Annotated in this window: 17 protein-coding genes; 5 read left to right on the top strand and 12 right to left on the bottom strand. The window is 72.7% G+C overall.

The genetic code is table 11. The features are described 5' to 3' along the window. Nucleotides 1-2: 2 nt before the first annotated feature. Nucleotides 3-842: an aldo/keto reductase gene (locus AB0G01_RS27295; RefSeq protein WP_360950773.1), complete on the bottom strand. Its 840-nt coding sequence runs from the start codon at nucleotides 840-842 to the stop codon at nucleotides 3-5. A 101-nt stretch (nucleotides 843-943) separates the two neighbouring features. Then, nucleotides 944-2,971 carry a phenylacetic acid degradation bifunctional protein PaaZ gene (gene paaZ, locus AB0G01_RS27290; protein WP_360950770.1) on the bottom strand — a complete coding sequence of 676 codons (2,028 nt, stop codon included), beginning with the start codon at nucleotides 2,969-2,971 and terminating at the stop codon, nucleotides 944-946. Between the two features lie 254 nt (nucleotides 2,972-3,225). On the opposite strand from paaZ, the gene AB0G01_RS27285 reads away from it, so the two are divergent. Continuing rightward, complete coding sequence (locus tag AB0G01_RS27285) at nucleotides 3,226-4,218, top strand: LLM class flavin-dependent oxidoreductase (protein WP_360950767.1); 993 nt, start codon at nucleotides 3,226-3,228, stop codon at nucleotides 4,216-4,218. A gap of 45 nt (nucleotides 4,219-4,263) precedes the next feature. On the opposite strand, the gene AB0G01_RS27280 is transcribed toward AB0G01_RS27285, so the two are convergent. Next, nucleotides 4,264-5,163: a PAC2 family protein gene (locus AB0G01_RS27280; protein WP_360950764.1), complete on the bottom strand. Its 900-nt coding sequence runs from the start codon at nucleotides 5,161-5,163 to the stop codon at nucleotides 4,264-4,266. A gap of 289 nt (nucleotides 5,164-5,452) precedes the next feature. Between AB0G01_RS27280 and AB0G01_RS27275 the strand changes: the two genes are divergently transcribed. After that, nucleotides 5,453-7,384, top strand: a complete 1,932-nt coding sequence (locus AB0G01_RS27275; RefSeq protein WP_360951066.1) for an ABC transporter ATP-binding protein — start codon at nucleotides 5,453-5,455, stop codon at nucleotides 7,382-7,384. 43 nt (nucleotides 7,385-7,427) lie between these two features. Here the strand turns inward: AB0G01_RS27275 and AB0G01_RS27270 are convergent, their stop codons facing one another. The 7 genes from AB0G01_RS27270 to AB0G01_RS27240 all read right to left on the bottom strand — a co-directional run bounded on the left by AB0G01_RS27270 (nucleotide 7,428) and on the right by AB0G01_RS27240 (nucleotide 12,060). Then, entirely contained in the window at nucleotides 7,428-8,099 is a 672-nt protein-coding gene (locus AB0G01_RS27270; protein WP_360950761.1) for a hypothetical protein, read from the bottom strand. A 260-nt stretch (nucleotides 8,100-8,359) separates the two neighbouring features. Further along, nucleotides 8,360-8,830: a hemerythrin domain-containing protein gene (locus AB0G01_RS27265; RefSeq protein WP_360950758.1), complete on the bottom strand. Its 471-nt coding sequence runs from the start codon at nucleotides 8,828-8,830 to the stop codon at nucleotides 8,360-8,362. A gap of 8 nt (nucleotides 8,831-8,838) precedes the next feature. Beyond that, the gene (locus AB0G01_RS27260) at nucleotides 8,839-9,333 is read right to left on the bottom strand and encodes an SRPBCC family protein (protein WP_360950755.1); all 495 of its coding nucleotides are present in this window, start codon (nucleotides 9,331-9,333) and stop codon (nucleotides 8,839-8,841) included. Continuing rightward, a complete protein-coding gene (locus AB0G01_RS27255; RefSeq protein ID WP_360950752.1) occupies nucleotides 9,330-9,680 on the bottom strand; it encodes a metalloregulator ArsR/SmtB family transcription factor in 351 nt (116 codons plus the stop codon). The genes AB0G01_RS27260 and AB0G01_RS27255 overlap by 4 nt, the downstream gene beginning before the upstream one ends. Nucleotides 9,681-9,702: 22 nt before the next feature. Next, a complete protein-coding gene (locus AB0G01_RS27250; protein ID WP_360950749.1) occupies nucleotides 9,703-10,791 on the bottom strand; it encodes a M20 family metallopeptidase in 1,089 nt (362 codons plus the stop codon). A 78-nt stretch (nucleotides 10,792-10,869) separates the two neighbouring features. After that, nucleotides 10,870-11,340 (bottom strand): NUDIX domain-containing protein, encoded by a 471-nt coding sequence (locus AB0G01_RS27245; RefSeq protein ID WP_360950746.1) that lies wholly within the window; start codon nucleotides 11,338-11,340, stop codon nucleotides 10,870-10,872. Nucleotides 11,341-11,391: 51 nt separating this feature from the next. After that, nucleotides 11,392-12,060, bottom strand: a complete 669-nt coding sequence (locus AB0G01_RS27240) for a fibronectin type III domain-containing protein (RefSeq protein WP_360950743.1) — start codon at nucleotides 12,058-12,060, stop codon at nucleotides 11,392-11,394. A 134-nt stretch (nucleotides 12,061-12,194) separates the two neighbouring features. On the opposite strand from AB0G01_RS27240, the gene AB0G01_RS27235 reads away from it, so the two are divergent. The 3 genes from AB0G01_RS27235 to AB0G01_RS27225 all read left to right on the top strand — a co-directional run bounded on the left by AB0G01_RS27235 (nucleotide 12,195) and on the right by AB0G01_RS27225 (nucleotide 14,450). Then, nucleotides 12,195-12,737: a hypothetical protein gene (locus tag AB0G01_RS27235; protein ID WP_360950740.1), complete on the top strand. Its 543-nt coding sequence runs from the start codon at nucleotides 12,195-12,197 to the stop codon at nucleotides 12,735-12,737. Nucleotides 12,738-12,917: 180 nt separating this feature from the next. Next, nucleotides 12,918-13,520: a DUF4230 domain-containing protein gene (locus AB0G01_RS27230; RefSeq protein ID WP_360950737.1), complete on the top strand. Its 603-nt coding sequence runs from the start codon at nucleotides 12,918-12,920 to the stop codon at nucleotides 13,518-13,520. A gap of 27 nt (nucleotides 13,521-13,547) precedes the next feature. Then, on the top strand, nucleotides 13,548-14,450 hold the full coding sequence (locus AB0G01_RS27225) for an RluA family pseudouridine synthase (RefSeq protein ID WP_360950734.1): 903 nt from the start codon (nucleotides 13,548-13,550) through the stop codon (nucleotides 14,448-14,450). Nucleotides 14,451-14,546: 96 nt separating this feature from the next. On the opposite strand, the gene AB0G01_RS27220 is transcribed toward AB0G01_RS27225, so the two are convergent. Together AB0G01_RS27220 and AB0G01_RS27215 are read right to left on the bottom strand one after the other, a co-directional pair. After that, nucleotides 14,547-15,125, bottom strand: coding sequence for a DUF305 domain-containing protein (locus AB0G01_RS27220; RefSeq protein WP_360950731.1), 579 nt, complete (start codon nucleotides 15,123-15,125; stop codon nucleotides 14,547-14,549). A gap of 133 nt (nucleotides 15,126-15,258) precedes the next feature. Then, nucleotides 15,259-16,038, bottom strand: coding sequence for a lytic polysaccharide monooxygenase (locus AB0G01_RS27215; RefSeq protein WP_360950728.1), 780 nt, complete (start codon nucleotides 16,036-16,038; stop codon nucleotides 15,259-15,261). Between the last annotated feature and the right edge of the window lie 173 nt (nucleotides 16,039-16,211).

Here is a 16,211-nt window from a genome sequence, read left to right as displayed (position 1 = left end):
GCTCAGCCCAGCGCGGACAGCCGCTCGAACTCCGCGTCGGTCAGCTCGATCGAGCGGGCCGCGGTGTTCTCCTCCAGGTGCGCGAGCGAGGACGTGCCGGGGATCGGCACCACGACCGGCGAGCGGCGCAGCAGCCAGGCCAGCGCGAGCTGCGCGGGCGTGGCCCCGTGCTCCTTGGCCGCCGTGTCGAGCACGCCGCCGGGGCGGGCGAGCTCACCGGTGGCGACCGGGTACCACGGGATGAACGCGATGCCGTGCTCGGTGGCGTAGTCGAGCACCGCCTCGTGCCGCCGGTCGGCCAGGTTGTACAGGTTCTGCACGCTGGCGATCGGCACGACCTCCCGGGCCGCCCGCACCTGGTCGACGTCCACTTCGGACAGTCCGACGTGCCGGATCTTGCCCTCGTCCCGGAGTTCCTTGAGCACGCCGACCTGGTCCTCCAGCGGCACCTCGGGGTCGACCCGGTGGAGCTGGTAGAGGTCGACCCGCTCGACGCCGAGCCGGCGCAGGCTGGTTTCCAGGGCCTGGCGCAGGTAGGCCGGCTTGCCCAGGGTGTGCCACTCACCGGGACCGGTCCGCACCAGGCCGGCCTTGGTCGCGACGACCACGTTCCCGGGGTAGGGGTGCAGCGCCTCCCGGATCAGCTCCTCGTTGAGGTGCGGGCCGTACGAGTCGGCCGTGTCGATGAAGTCGATCCCGAGCTCGACGGCCCGCCGCAGCACGGCGAGCGCGTTGTCCCGGTCGGCCGGGGGACCCCAGATGCCCTCGCCGGTCAGCCGCATCGCGCCGTAGCCGAGCCGGTGGACGGTCAGGTCTCCACCCAGCGAAAAGGTCTCGGACACCTCAGGTGCTCCTCTGTCATCGGGTATGCGGACGTCCCCCACCGGCCCAACCCCGCGCGGTGCGCGCGTTGTTCCCGATCGGGGGCGGCTCCCGCCGGTTCCTAGCGGGTCTTCGCCACCAGGGTCAGCACGTCGTACTTGGCCACCGACTCGCCCTTCTGGTTCACCAGGTCCGCGTCCCAGCGCACCTCGCCGTACGCCTGGTCCTCGCGCGGGGTGATCTGCTTGGCGGTCAACGTCACCGTGAGCTCGTCGCCCGGGAAGGTCGGCGTGAGGAACCGCAGGTTGTCCAGGCCGTAGTTGGCCAGCACCGGGCCCGGCTCGGGCGAGACGAACAGCCCGGCGGCGAAGGACACGACCAGGTAGCCGTGCGCGACCCGGCCGCCGAAGAACGGGTTGGCGGCGGCGGCTTCCTCGTCCGTGTGCGCGTAGAACGTGTCGCCGGTGAAGGACGCGAAGTGCTCGACGTCCGCCAGCGTCACCACCCGGGGACCGGCCACCACCGCGTCGCCGATCTTCAGCTCCGCCAACGACTTGCGGAACGGGTGCTCGGCGGACTCGGTGCGCTCGGCACCGGCCGTCCACTGCCCGGTCACGGCGGTCAGCACGCGCGGGCTGCCCTGCACGGCGGTGCGCTGGAGGTGGTGCAGCACGCCCCGGATGCCGCCCATCTCCTCGCCACCGCCCGCGCGGCCCGGCCCGCCGTGCACCAGGGACGGCAGCGGCGACCCGTGCCCGGTGGACTCCTCGGCGTCCTCGCGGTCCAGCACCAGCAGCCGGCCGTGCCACGGGGCCACCCCGAGCACCACCTCGCGCACGAACGACGTGTCGAAGCTCACCACCGACCCGACCAGGCTGCCCGCTCCCCGGGCGGCCAGTTCCACCGCGTGGGCGGCCCCGGAGTAGGGCAGCAGCGTGGCCACCGGGCCGAACGCCTCGACCTCGTGGGGCTGGGGCAGGTCCGGGTCGGCCTTGAGCAGCACCGGCGACAGGAACGCGCCGCGCTCGGCGTCGGCGTCCACCACCTCGACGGTGTCCGGTGACCCGTAGACCACCTCGCCGGCCGCCAGCAGCGCCTTGAGCGACCGCCGCACCTCCTCGCGCTGCTCCAGCCCGGCCAGCGCGCCCATCCGCACGGTCTCGTTGGCCGGGTTGCCGATGACGACCCGGGCCAGCCGGTCGCGGGTCGCCTCGGCGACGTCGTCGAGCAGCTCGGCGGGTACCAGCGCGCGCCGGATCGCGGTGCACTTCTGGCCGGCCTTGGTGGTCATCTCGCTGACGAGCTGCGTGACGAACAGGTCGAACTCGGGCGTGCCGGGGGTGGCGTCCGGGCCCAGGATCGAGCAGTTCAGCGAGTCCGCCTCGGCGTTGAACCGCACCGACGACCGCACCACGGCGGGGTGGGTGCGCAGCAGCCGGGCGGTGGACGCGGAGCCGGTGAAGCCGACCAGGTCCTGGGCGGTGAGGTGGTCCAGCAGGTCGCCCGCGCCGCCCGAGACGAGCTGCACCGAGCCTTCCGGCAGCAGGCCGGAGGCCAGCACGAGCTCCACCAGCTTCTCGGTGAGGTACGCGGTCTGCGAGGCGGGTTTGATCAGCGTCGGGACGCCGGCGACGAACGCGGGCGCGAACTTCTCCAGCGGACCCCACAGGGGGAAGTTGAAGGCGTTGATCTGCACCGCGACCCCGCGCAGCGGCGTGCCGACGTGCCGGCCGACGAACGTCCCGCCCCGGCTGAGCGGCTCCAGCGCGCCGTCGACGTAGACCGTGTCGTTGGGCAGTTCGCGCCTGGCCTTGCTCGCGTAGGTGAACAGCACGCCGATGCCGCCGTCGACGTCGATCAGCGAGTCGGTCCTGGTCGCGCCGGAGCGGGCCGACAGCGCGTACAGCTCCTCGCGGTGTTCCCGCAGGTAGGAGGCGAGGGCCTTGAGCAGCGCGCCGCGCTGGTGGAAGGTCAGCTCGCGCAGCGCCGGGCCGCCGACGCGGCGGCCGTGGTCCAGCGCCGCCGCCATGTCGACGCCCGCCGACGAGATGCGGGCGATCTCCTCGCCGGTCACCGCGTCGTGCAGCGGCGCGCCCTCCTCGGACGACGTGTGCCAGCGACCGGACACGTAGCTGCGCAGCATGGCCATCGGTGGTCGACCTCCTCGTCGGGTGCCGGTGGGTGTCCCGGCTCACCGGACAGTAAAGCCCCCTCGCTTCGATCGCGTCGTGATTCGAGCCGGACGGGCAACTCCGGGCAGGGCGGCGGACGGCCGGCCGCGACCACGGGCACGCACGACCGGATGTCCGTTGAGGACGGTTGCCCGCGAGCGGTGGGGCGTGGCCGTCGGCACGGCTCGGCGGTGATCGGAATCCCCGTCGGCGACCGGGCGTTGCACGAGGTGTGAAGCTCTCCGTCCTGGACCGGTCCCGCACCCGCGCGGGCGGCACGCACGCGCAGGCCCTGCGGGACACCGTGGAGTTCGCCCGCCAGGCGGAAGCGCTGGGCTACCACCGGTTCTGGGTGTCCGAGCACCACGGCGTGCCCGGTGTCGCCGGGTCCGCGCCGACCGTGCTGGCCGCCGCTGCCGCCGCCCGGACCTCGCGGATCCGGATCGGCACCGGCGGGGTGATGCTGCCCAACCACCGGCCGCTGGTCGTGGCCGAGCAGTTCGGCGTGCTGGAGTCGCTGTTTCCCGGTCGGATCGACATGGGGCTGGGCCGGTCGGTCGGTTTCACCGAGCCGGTGCGCCGGGCCCTGGGCCACGACCGGCGCGACGCGGCCGGGTTCGGCGAGCGGTTGGACGAGCTGCTGTCCTACTTCACCGGCGGTGCCGCCGTGTCCGGCTACCCCGCGACCGGGCTGCGCGTGCCGCCGTTCGTGCTGGCGACCGGCGCGGGCGCGGAGGTCGCGGCGTCCCGAGGGCTGCCGCTGGTGATCGCGGCGGTCCGGGGCGAGGGCGCGATGGTCGAGGCGATCGACGGCTACCGCGCCCGGTTCCGGCCGTCCCGCTGGGCCGAGGAGCCCCACGTGGTGGTGTCGACGGCGGTGGCGGTGGCGGACACGGCCGAGGACGCCCGGCGGTTGCTGCTGCCCGAGGCGTGGTCGATGGCGTACTCGCGGACCCGGGGCGAGTTCCCCGCGCTGCGCCCGCCGGCGGAGGTGCTCGCCCTGACGATGACCGACCGGGAGCGCCGGTACTTCGACGAGGCACTGCGGGGCACCATCGCCGGCACACCCGCCGAGGCCGCCGAGGAGCTCGCCGGACTGGTCCGGCGGACCGGGGCCGCCGAGGTCCTGCTCACCACCAGCACCTACGACCGGGACGCGCTGCTCACGTCCTACCGCCTGCTCGCCGAGGCGTGCGCGCCCCGAGGGGCGGGTCACCGGGCCTGAGCGGGCCCGGGTCGGGGCCACCGGACCCGACCCGGGCGGGGGTGCTCAGCGGTCGCGCTGCTGCTCGGCCAGGAAGCGCTCGAACTCCGCGCCCAGCTCGTCCGCGCTGGGCAGCGGCTCGTCCGCGTTGAGCAGCAGGTTGTCCGAGGCCTCGGCGAACGCGTCGTACTGGCGCTCCAGCGCCTCCACGACCTGCGCCACCTCGTCCGACTCGGCGACCTGGCGGGCGATCTCGGCGTCCGTGCGGCGCGCGGCCTCGTGCAGCGCGGCGGTCGGCACGACCAGCCCGGCGGCCTTGGTCAGCGACTCCAGCAGACCCAGCCCGGCGGCCGGGTAGGAGCCCTGCGCGAGGTAGTGCGGCACGTAGGCGGCGAAGCCCATCGCGTCGTGGCCGGCCTCGCCCAGGCGCAGTTCCAGCAGCGCGGAGAGGTTGCCCGGCACCTGGACCCGGCTGAACGGCGACTTCTCGACGACCAGCTCGGGCCGCGTGGCGTGCGAGATGACGGACAGCTTGCGGGTGTGCGGGACGCCCATCGGGATGCCGTGGAAGCCGATCGCGAGCCGCACGCCCCAGCGCTCCACCAGGATGCGCACGGCCGCCACCACCGCTTCCCAGCGGCGGTCCGGCTCGGGGCCGGTCATCAGCAGGAACGGCGTGCCGACCGAGTCGTGCAGCAGGCGCACCACCAGCTCGGGGGCGTCGTAGCCTTCCCACCGGTCGGTGGCGTAGGTCATCGTGGGCCGCCGGGCGCGGTAGTCGATCAGGTCGTCGACGTCGAACCGGGCCACCACCCGGTTCTCGTGGGACTCCAGCAGGTGGTCGACCACCGCGGAACCCGCCGCGCCCGCGTCCATGAAGCCGTCGAAGTGGTGCAACAGCACCGCTCCGCCCAGGTCCGGGACGTCGGAGTCGACCTCGACAAGATCCTCCGGGTCCAGCGCCACCTCGTGCCTCCTCAGCTAGTCCTCTGCCCGTACAACGCCGCGCGGGCGCTGATCCATTCCCCGATCCCGCCGGCGTCCACGGCGGGACCGGGCCCGGGAGAGTGTCGTCCAGCACGTCTCCCTCCGCGTGACCACGGGTACGAACCTCTCTTAACGTCTGAAACACCGCATATCGGGCATCGATTCGACGTGGTCCCGCTCCCCTGGGGTCCGTCATGATCGAACTGCTTGACTTCGAGCAAAGTCGAGGTTTTACGTTTCCCCCATGGACATGGAAGTCACGGCCTGGATGTCGCTCTACCACGTGACCAACGCGCACGACGACCGGCGGCCGTTCTCCAAGGCCACGCTCAAGCGCATCTGGGGCTTCGCCCGCCACCGGCGCGGCCGGCTCGCCCAGTACCTCGCGCTCAGCGTGGTGGTCGCGGTCCTCGCCGTCGTCACGCCCGTCCTGGCCGGCCGGATCGTGGACGCCATCGTGCACGGCTCCGCGCTCGACGTCGTGCTGGGGCTGAGCGGGGTGATCGCCGGGATCGCGGTCCTGGAAGCGGCACTCGGGCTGGTCGCCCGGTGGTTGTCCGCGAGCATCGGCGAAGACCTGATCCTCGACCTGCGCACGACCGTCTTCGACCACGTCCAGCGGATGCCGATCGCCTTCTTCACCCGCACCCGCACCGGCGCGCTGGTGAGCCGGCTCAACAACGACGTCATCGGCGCGCAGCGCGCGTTCAGCGACACGCTCTCCAGCGTCGCCGGGAACGTGGTCACCCTCGTGCTCACCCTCGTGGTGATGATCGGCCTCTCCTGGCAGATCACGCTCCTCGCCCTGGTCCTGCTCCCGGTGTTCGTGCTGCCCGCCCGCCGCATGGGCTCCCGCCTCGCCCGGCTGGAGCGCGAAGCGGCCAACCACAACGCGACGATGAGCACCCAGATGACCGAGCGGTTCTCGGCACCGGGTGCCACCCTGGTCAAGCTGTTCGGCCGGCCGGCCCGGGAATCGGCCGAGTTCGCGAGCCGCGCCCGGCGCGTCCGGGACATCGGGGTGCGCTCGGCGATGGTGCAGGCGGTGTTCCTGACCGCGCTCACCCTGGTCTCGGCGCTGGCGCTCTCGCTGGTCTACGGCCTGGGCGGGTTCTACGCGCTCAGGGACGAGCTCGACGCGGGCTCGGTGGTCGCGCTGGCGCTGCTGCTCACCCGGCTCTACGCGCCGCTGACGGCGTTGGCGAGCGCCCGGGTCGAGGTGATGAGCGCGCTGGTGAGCTTCGAGCGGGTGTTCGAGGTGCTCGACCTCAAGCCGTTGATCGCCGACCGGCCCGACCCCGCGACGGTCCCGGACGGCGCGGTGTCGGTGGAGTTCCGGAACGTGTCCTTCGCCTACCCGTCGGCGGACAAGGTGTCCCTCGCGTCGCTGGAGGAGGTCGCCGTGCTGGACACGCGCGGCGGGGTGCGGGTGCTCGACGACGTCTCGTTCCGGGCGGCACCCGGTCAGGTGGTCGCCCTGGTCGGGTCGTCCGGCGCGGGCAAGTCCACCATCGCCTCGCTGATCCCCCGGCTCTACGACGTGGACGGCGGCTCGGTGGCGCTGTCCGGTGTGGACGTCCGGGACCTGTCCGCGCAGGAGATCCGCGACACGCTCGGCATGGTCACCCAGGACGGTCACCTCTTCCACGAGTCGATCCGCGCGAACCTCCTGCTCGCGCGGCCGGAATCGTCGGACGACGACCTGTGGGACGTGCTGCGCCGCGCCCGGCTCGCGGACCTGGTCGAGTCGCTGCCCGACGGCCTGGACACGGTGGTCGGCGAACGGGGCTACCGGCTCTCCGGCGGCGAGCGCCAGCGGCTGACCATCGCGCGGCTGCTGCTGGCCAGGCCGCGCGTGGTGATCCTGGACGAGGCCACCGCCCACCTGGACTCCACGTCGGAGGCGGCCGTCCAGGCGGCCCTGGCGGAAGCGCTGGACGGCCGCACGGCGGTGGTGATCGCGCACCGGCTGTCGACCATCCGGTCGGCCGACCTGATCCTGGTCGTGGAGGACGGCCGGATCGTGGAGCGGGGCAGGCACGCCGACCTCCTGGCGGCGGGCGGCCGGTACGAGGAGCTGTACCGGACGCAGTTCGCGGAGGAGACCTCGCCCGCGAGCGGTACCCGCTCACGCCCCGACGTGGACGACGGAGCGCTCACGACCTCCGCCGCGAGCGTCGACCCGACGAGGGCGGGGTGACCGGACGTCCGAGGTGATCGGCGGTGACGTCGTGCCGGCGCGCTCAGGCGGACGGCGCGCTGGTCGGGAAGCCGATCCGGTGGACGTCGTCCGCGATGGCGGCGAGGGTGGTGGCGGGGTTGAGTGCGGCCACGACCTCGCTCGTCAGCGGACGCCCGGCGTAGAGGTGGCGCACCGCCTCAAGGTCGACCGGCTGCTGGTAGTAGTCCCGCGCCCAGTCCTGGAACGCTTCCGGGCTGCCATCGACGAGCAGGTCGAACAACCAGTCCGCCCCGTCCTCGGCGTCACCGGGAAAGTCGATGTCACCGTGCCGCCACTTGTCGTCACCCGGCTCGCGCCACAGGCAGACCGTCACGCACGACGTGCCCTCGTCGGTGAACGCGGGTTCATCGACCTGCGCCCGGAACACCTCCGGCACGGAGTCGGTCACGCCGGGCCACGGCTCGCCGTCGTCGGTGGCGTACGGACTCATCGGCGACTCGTGGTCGAACCCGCGCACGTACGCGCCGGCGGCGGTGAACACGATGGAGTACTCGTTGCCACCACCGTCCTTCATGGAGGCCAGCTCCTCGCCGGGTGCCCACGCGGGATCGTAGGAGTGGTGGCGGTCACCGTTGTCCGGGTCGAGCACTGCGTCCAGCACCGCGAGAACGCGACACAGGTCGCGCAGTTCGGGAATCGCGGGCAGCTTGTCCGCGATGTCGTAGGCGGTCATGCGGACAGTCAAGCGCACGGGATCAGCCGGGAACGCGAAGCCCCCGCGCGTGCAGGCGGGGAGCGCTTCCGGGGCCGGCCGCGAACCGGGCGCGGAGGGTCGCGAGCACCTCGGGCGTGAAGGACTTCGCGTGCCACCCCTCAACCGCATGAGGCGGACGCCCGTCCCCGCCGTCGGGGTCGGGGACGGGGTGTCCCTCGGCCTCGCGGCGGGTCGGGCGCAGTGGGCCGCCGGGAGTGGTGCCCGCCGGTCGGCGGACCTCAGTCGTCCAGCCGGGTGGTCGCGGCGAGCGCGGCGGCGTCCTCGGGTCCGGCGGACGTCGTCAAGTCGTCCAGCACCGCGACGATCTTCCTCTCCTCGTAGGTGAAGTGGGTCTCCAACAACGCCGACAACGTCTCCACCTCGGACCGGACGGTGGCCGGGTCGGGGTCGGCGAGGACGTCCGCGAGCCGGGTCAGGGCGTCGGCGACGATCCGGTGGTCGGCGACGAGTTCGGCGAGCACCGGGGCGAGTTCCGGGTGGTGCGCGGCGAGGACGGGGAAGCCGGTGTCGTCCTCGGCGGTGTGGTGGCGGGTGACCGCGCCGCAGAAGGCCGCGCAGTGCGCGCGCAGGTCCGCGGTGCGGTCGCCGGCCAACACGGCGTCGAGGTTGTCGCGCAGGTCCTCCAGCCGTTCGCGCAGCTCGACGTGCACCAGGACCAACTGGTTGCCGAACGCGACGACGCGGGACACGTCGGGCACTACGCGGCCAGACCGTCGAAGTAGGGCTTCATGGCGGGGTAGTACGAGTCGAAGTCCGGCAGCGGCTCGCCGGTCCGGGAGGCGACGAGCATGTCGAGGTAGTACTCCCAGCCGGGGCCGATGTCGCCGACGCCCTCGGCGGTGTCCAGGTGGTGCACCAGCTTCAGCTCGGTCACACCGTCCACTTCGGACAGCAACAGCTCCAGCCGCCACACGCCGTGGTCGTCGACGGTGGTCACGGCGAGCCGCATCGGCGGTTCGCACGCCTCGATGACCGCGTCCGTCCAGGGCTGCTCCTCCTCGTAGGCCATCTGGATCCGGATGGTCCGGCCCGGGGCGGCGTCGCCCTCCCAGGGACCGAACCAGCGGGCGGTGCGGGAGGGCTCGGTGACGCTGGCCCAGACGTCCTCGGCGTGCGCCCGGAACGTGCGGGTCAGCACCAGGTCGTGGCCGTCACCGACCTGGAACAGCCGGCCGGTGGGTGGGGTGGTCATGCGGTGTTCTCCTCTCGCCGGTCCGCGCGGCGGTCGCGGCGCGTCCGGTAGACCTCGGTTTCCAGTGCGTCGAGGCGGTGCTCCCAGCCGGCCGGCCGCAGGAACGGGGCCAGCCAGCCGGCCAGCCCCTCCAGCGGGCCCGGGTCGAGCAGGTAGAACCGCTGCCTGCCCACGACCTCGTCGCGCACCAGACCGCACTCCCGGAGCACCCGCAGGTGCCGGCTCACGGCGGGGCGGCTGATCTCGAACCGGCTCGCGATCTCACCGGCGGGCAGCCGGGACCCGCGCAGCAGGACCAGGATCTCCCGCCGCACGGGGTCCGCGATCGCCGCGGCCACCTCGTCCACACCCGGAAGCGTAACTGATGTGTTACGCGTCTGGCAACGACCGCAGGTAGGCGCTCAGCGCCCGGTAGTACGGCTCCACCGTGTCCAGGTCCGCGTACTCGTCCGGCCCGTGCTGCCCGTCCCCGCCCACGCCGAAGATCACCGCGTCGACCCCGCGCTGGAAGAAGAACCGGGAATCGGCCGCGCCGTGCTTGCGCAGGAGGTCCCCCGAGTACCCCTGCGCGCGGGCGGCGGCCCGGAGCGCCACCACGTCCGCGCTGCCCGGGTCGGCGTGGTGCGGCGGCTCGACGGCGCGCACCGCCACCGGCAGCCCGCACAGCGCCGAGAGGTGCCGCGCGACCTCGTCGGCGTCCCGGCGCGCGAAGTCGGCGTCCTCGGCCGGGAATCGGATGTCCAGCCACGCGGAGGCGTCCGCCGGGACCTGGTTCAGCGCGGTGTTCGACGTCTCCACGCGCGCCACGTTGACGGTGGTCCGCCACACCTCGGAGGTGGCCACCGGGTACGCGTCGAGCACCGCGCCCACCGCGCGCAGCAGCGTGACCAGCGCGTTGTCCCCCAGCCACGGGTACGCGCCGTGCGCGGCCCGCCCCACCACGTCGATCCGGGCGTCGACCAGGCCCTTGGACTCGGTGACCAGGCGCAGCCCGCTGTGCTCGCCGATCACCGCGAACCGCGTCGAGACGCCCTGGTCGAGCTGGTGCCGGGTGCCGTCGCGCCCGCCCACCTCCTCGTCGGTGACCAGTTGCAACCCCACCGGGAACGGCGTCGGCACGTCCCGGAACACCAGCGCCAGCACCAGCGCGGACAGCTTCATGTCCTGCGCGCCGCGCGCGTAGAGCCGCGAGCCCTCGCGGCGCGGCTCGAACTGCCCGGCCGCGCCGGGCACGACGTCGAGGTGGGCGTTGAACAGCACCCGGAACTCCGGGCGGTGCGCGCCCCGGTACACCAGCGCGCTGGGCTTGCCGCCCGACTCGAACCGCTCGACCGTGCAGCCCGGCCCGACCACCGCCAGCACGAAGTCCAGGGCTCTCGCCAGTTCGGCGGGCCGGTCGGCGGTGGAGGGGATGCGCAGCAGGCCGTCCGCCAGGGTCAGGAACTCGTCCGAATCCACCGTGCCATCCTGCCGCAGCACCGGCCGGAGCAGGCGCTCTTCCCGGCCGAACCGCACCTGTCGGACCGGGGACGGCCGCTACGCCCGGCGGTCGAACGCGAGGTGGGTCGGTCCACCGCGACCGGAGAGGTGCGGAAGGATTTCCGGCGGCGTGAAACCGTGGTCCGGCAGCGCAGCGAGCGGCACCCAGCCGAAGCTCTGCTCCTCGTGGAGGATCTGCCCGACGACGTCGGGCGGCAGACCGGCGGGCCACCCGAGCCTGAAGTAGAAGCAGACCTCGTGGTGCAGCACGCCGTCGTCGTCGTAGACGCACTCGGCGACGAGCGCGAGTTCGCCGGCCTCGAAGGACACGCCGAGTTCTTCGACGAGTTCGCGGTGCACGGCCTCGGTCGCGGACTCGCCGAAGCGGACCTTGCCCCCCGGCGGGAAACAACCCTCGACCACGTCGGCGTAGCAGACCAGCAGTTGTCCGTCGTGCACCACGAGGCCGGCCGCGCGCAGCTTGTAGCTGTTCCCGGCGGTCTTCCAGGCGATGTCCGGAGCCGTCACGGACTCCCCCTCTCCGGCGGGTCGACCACCTCGTCCCGGGCGGGCGGCAGTCTAGTGCGCCACAGCGGTCACGGGGCCGTGGTAGTACGCGCGGACCCGGTAGCCCACGTGCTTCTCGGTCGGCGGGGTGATCAGCCCGAACGACGTGACGTCCGCGTCCAGCGCGGCCACCACCGAGAACTCCGCCGCGCCCGCCGGCCTGACCTCGACCAGGCAGCCCTCCTCGTCGCCGGCCCGGTCGGTCCAGGTGAACAGGATTCCGTTGGCGTGCTCGACCTCCGCCCGCAGCCCGGTGGGCGTCGCCGCCGCCGAGCGCACGGGGTGCGTGCCGGACGGGGACCGGCGCGGCTCGGCCCACTCGTGGAGGTCGCCCTCGGGCACCTCGTCCCCCGGCGGCGGCACGACGTCCACCGCGGTGGACACCGGCCCGAAGTAGGAGCGGACCCGGTAGTACGACCAGGTTCCCGAGATCGGGCGGGGGTGCTCGTAGGAGTCGTCGCCCGGCTGGGCGTGGCTCAGCGCGGTGTAGTCCCCGCCGGGTTCGGCGTGCTCCACGATCTGGCCGGCCGCGCCCGGCTCCGGGTGCCAACCCAGGTGCACGTCGGTCGGCGAGGTGAGGACCGCGCGCAGTCCACCGGGTTCCGGGGCCGAGCAGGCGGCCAGGAGCACCAGGGGGACGAGGAGCCCGGTCGTGGGCAGTGCCGCGACCGGCCTGGACATGCGTGCCTCCCCGGCTCCGCGCGACGCGGACAGCGGTGCCCGAGACGGTGGCGCAGGTCACTGCAAGGGGCGGGGCCGAACCCGACAAGCCGCTCGGGCGGTCCGGTCGGTCCCGGTACGGCAGAGTGGAGGGCATGGACCTGACACCGCGCGCGATCCTCGGCCTGGCCCGGACCACCGCCGAGACCGCCCTCTCCGTGCCCGGACGGGTGATCGGCCTGCTGGTAGCCGTGGAGGACGTGGTGCGGCGCGCCGACGCGCTGGTCGGCCGCACCGAGCGGGTGCTGGACAAGACCGAACACCTGGTCGACCGGGCGGGCGCGGTGACGGCGGTCGCGGAGGCGGTGACCGACGACGCCGGTCGCACCGCCCGCACGTCGCGCGAGCTGATGGACACCTACGCGCCGCTCGCCCACCGCGCCCACCCGCTGGCGCAGCGGTTCGTGGAAGAGCTGTCGCCGCACGAGGTGGACGCCGCGATCGAGCTCGTGGACCAGTTGCCGGTGCTGACCAAGCACCTGATCGACGACGTCCTGCCGATCATGTCCACTTTGGACAAGGTGGGGCCGGACATCCACCAGTTGCTGGAGGTCACCAACGACGTGCGGCAGGCGATCCTGGGCATCCCGGGGTTCGCGTTCCTGCGCAAGCGCGGCGAGGAGAAGGAAGACGACTGAGCGCTCTTCCGCGCGGGCACGCGCACGGGCGTGGTGGCCACGCCCGCCGCCCGGCGGTGAACCGCGCCCGGCCGGGCACCGGCGGTCGCCTCCCGCACCACTCCCCCGGAGCGACCCGGTAGGCCGCTCGTACGATCCCGGCCCCGGTTCCGCGAACGCCGGACCGGGTACCCGGTCGGCATGAAGTGGCGAATGGTGGTGGCGGTTGCGGGCGTGGTCGCGGTGGCGGCGCTGGTCGCGGCGTTGCTCGTGGTGCCCCGGTTCGGCACGGACACCATCGACCGGAGCCAACCGGCGGTCCTCCAGTCGCTGCGGGACCTGAGCCAGTTCCACGCCGCCGTGGGCGAGTACCAGGTGGTGCTCGACATCGAGCGCGACGTCCAGTTCGTGCCCGGCGTGCTGGCCGGTCAGCGCACGCTCTTCGTCGCGGCCGGCTCGGTGAACGCCTACGTGGAGTTCGGGCAGCTCGCCGACGGCGCCCTCACCGTCTCCCAGGACGGCGGGTCGGTCGAGGTGGACCTCCCGAAGCCGGTGCTGGACAAGCCGAACCTGCACCAGGACCGGTGCTACGTGTTCGCCCAGGAGCGCGGCCTGGTGGACCGCCTCGCCGCGATCGTCGAGGCACCGGACCAGCAGCCGTTCTACGTGGCCGCCGAGCAGAAGCTCTCCGACGCCGCACGGGACTCCGGTCTGGCGACGCGCGCCGAGGAGAGCACCCGCCGGATGCTCACCGGGATGCTCGGCGGCCTCGGCTACCAGGTCCGGTTCGCCGACGCCGACTGACCCGGGGTCCCGTAGGCTCACCGCCTGATGAGACGCAGACTCCGGCCGCCGCTGCCGCAGCGCCACGGCCTGGACCCGGCACGCCTCCGGCTGCCCGACGAGGGCCCGTGGACGACGATCCGCGACCACCTGGTGGACCGGCTGCCCAGGGTCGCGCCGGAGCGGGTGGACACCCTGCTGGCCGAGGGCCGGGTCTACGACCTGGCCGGTCCGGTCGTCCCGGACGCGCCCTACGCGCCCGGCACGTCGGTGTGGTTCCACCGCGACCTGCCGGACGAGACGCCGGTCCCGTTCGACATCGGGGTCGTGCACCGGGACGACGCGCTGCTGGTCGTGGACAAGCCCCACTTCCTGGCCACGATCCCGCGCGGCAGCCACGTGGTGGAGACCGCGCTGGTCCGGCTGCGGCGGGACCTGGGCCTGCCGGACCTGGTCCCGGCGCACCGGCTGGACCGGGTCACCGCCGGACTGGTGATGTTCGTGGTGGACCCGCGCCTGCGCGGCAGGTACCAGACGATGTTCCGGGATCGCGTGGTGCACAAGGTGTACGAGGCGATCGCGCCCCACGACCCGGGATTGGCGCTGCCCCGCGTGGTGCGCAGCCGGATCGTGAAGGTGAAGGGGGTCATCACCGCGCAGGAGGTCGACGGTCCGCCGAACGCGGAGACCCTCGTGGAACTGCTGGAGCACCGCGCCGGCTGGGGCCGCTACCGGCTCACCCCGACCACCGGCCGCACCCACCAGCTACGCCTGCACCTGGCGGGCCTGGGGATTCCGATCCGCCACGACGACTTCTACCCGGTGCTGCGCGACAAGCCGCTGGACGACTTCACGAACCCGTTGCAGTTGCTGGCGAAGGAGCTGTCCTTCACCGACCCGGTCACCGGGGTCGAACGCCGGTTCACCAGCGGGCTGGCCCTGGGGTTCTGAGCGCGACCGGGAACCGGACGCGGGTTGCCCGGCGGCGCGGCGCGACCGGCCGGACAACCCGAAAGCCCGGCCGGCACGACCCGCCGGGTGGCGGTGCTACTCCACGTACCCGAGCATCTGCGAGATCTGACCGGTGCGGGAGTGGAAGATGCGCTCCGCCAGGGCTTTCGCCTGGGGGTTCACGCCGCCTTCCCGCTCCAGCTTGGCCATCTCGACCGCGTTGTGCTGGTGGGCGATCAGCAGGTTCAGGAACGCCTTCTCGAACTCGCCGGACGGCATCGTGGTCAACGCCGCGATCGACTCCGGGCTCGTCGAGTGGTCGCCGCCGTGTCCCGCGTGCAACTGCGGGTTGTCACCGGCGGACTCGGGCTGGTTCCAGTCTTGCAGCCACTTCAGCATGGAGTCCACTTCGGAAAGCTGAGTGACCTCGATCGCCGAGGTGAGGGTCTTGACTTCCGACCGCACGGGCTTGTCGTGGGCCAGTTTCACGAGCTCCAGACCGGTGCGGTGGTGCGGCACGGCCATCTGGAGGAACATCACGTCGACCGGGTTGAACTCGTTGGTCTCCACCACGGTGGACACCGGTCCGGTGGGCGCGGCCACCGTGTCGGTGCCGCCGAGTCCGCAGCCGGCGAGCAGCAGCAGGCCGGCCAGCACGGCTGTGAGGCGTCGCAAGGTCGTCCTCCTTGTCAGCACCGGACCGGCACCGGATCAGCGCCGGCCCGGCGCTCGATCAGCACTGGGGTTCAGCACCGGAAAGGCCCGCCCGCGCCTGAACAGGTCAGCGCGGACGGGCTCCTCGGACTGCTTACAGGCGCTGCCAGAGCGAAGCCGTGTTCGGCGGCTCCCAGCCGGACAGCGAGGTGTGACCCTGGATGCAGCGGTAAGACGAACCGCCGTAGGTCACCTGCGAGCCCACCGCGTACGAGACACCGGTCGCCCACGTACCGCTCGCGGGCGGGGTCGTGGTCGTCGGTCGCGTGGTGGTCGTGGTCGGCCGCGTGGTGGTCGTCGTCGGCCGCGTGGTGGTCGTGGTCGGCGTGGTGGTGGTGGTCGGGTTCGGACCACCGGCACCGACCTGGAGGTCGACGCAGGAGTAGAACGCCATCGGGGTGTCCGCGACGTTCCACACTGCCAACAGCTTGATGCGGCCGGTGCGGCCACCCAGGTTCACGTTGTGCGTGACGGTCGACCCCGGCTGACGTCCACCGTCGTTGACCTCGGCGATCTTGCTGCCGCCGATGAAGTACTGCCACGTGCTCGTGGCGTGGCGCGCGGTGATCGTCCACGTGAAGGTCATGCTGTTGCCGACCGTCGTGGCGGGCCACGCCTTGCTGTCATCGCTGAGCGGTGCCCACCGGCTGTCGCCGGCGTGGCAGTTCTGCTGGCCCTTCTGGCCTTCGACGCTCTGCGGCTCGTACACGACGGCACCGCAGTTCGACACACGGCCCTGCGCGCACATCGCCTGCCGGCTGGGCGGCGAAGAGATGTAGCCGTGCGCGCTGGCGGTGCCTGCTGACACCACAACGATGAACGGGGCGATGCCCACGCCGGCGAGTACCGCCGCCAGCTTCCGTTTCATGCTCATTGTCCAGCTCCTTCGGAGGAAATCCCCAGGGGGACTTCCAGGGCAGGGTCCAAATCCGCGGCGGCCGGATTACTCCGGGTGACTGCCCGCAGGTGAGCGGTCACTCGGTGATGTGGTCTAGACCATAATCGTGAACGTCAACCGGGTCAAGGATGTGAACCGATCGGTCCAGT

Source organism: Actinosynnema sp. NPDC023587, assembly GCF_040640215.1.
In the GTDB taxonomy this organism is placed as follows: Bacteria; Actinomycetota; Actinomycetes; order Mycobacteriales; family Pseudonocardiaceae; genus Actinosynnema.
Note: the sequence above shows the minus strand (reverse complement) of the source record. Positions and strands in the feature narration are given on the sequence as shown.

Bases quoted from the DNA above. Each gene is read 5' to 3' on its own strand.
- AB0G01_RS27225 (WP_360950734.1), top strand. From the start codon at position 13,548: ATGAGACGCAGACTCCGGCCGCCGCTGCCGCAGCGCCACGGCCTGGAC.
- AB0G01_RS27230 (WP_360950737.1), top strand. From the start codon at position 12,918: ATGAAGTGGCGAATGGTGGTGGCGGTTGCGGGCGTGGTCGCGGTGGCG.
- paaZ (WP_360950770.1), bottom strand. From the start codon at position 2,971: ATGGCCATGCTGCGCAGCTACGTGTCCGGTCGCTGGCACACGTCGTCC.
- AB0G01_RS27240 (WP_360950743.1), bottom strand. From the start codon at position 12,060: ATGTCCAGGCCGGTCGCGGCACTGCCCACGACCGGGCTCCTCGTCCCC.
- AB0G01_RS27215 (WP_360950728.1), bottom strand. From the start codon at position 16,038: ATGAGCATGAAACGGAAGCTGGCGGCGGTACTCGCCGGCGTGGGCATC.
- AB0G01_RS27235 (WP_360950740.1), top strand. From the start codon at position 12,195: ATGGACCTGACACCGCGCGCGATCCTCGGCCTGGCCCGGACCACCGCC.
- AB0G01_RS27270 (WP_360950761.1), bottom strand. From the start codon at position 8,099: ATGACCGCCTACGACATCGCGGACAAGCTGCCCGCGATTCCCGAACTG.
- AB0G01_RS27275 (WP_360951066.1), top strand. From the start codon at position 5,453: ATGTCGCTCTACCACGTGACCAACGCGCACGACGACCGGCGGCCGTTC.
- AB0G01_RS27260 (WP_360950755.1), bottom strand. From the start codon at position 9,333: ATGACCACCCCACCCACCGGCCGGCTGTTCCAGGTCGGTGACGGCCAC.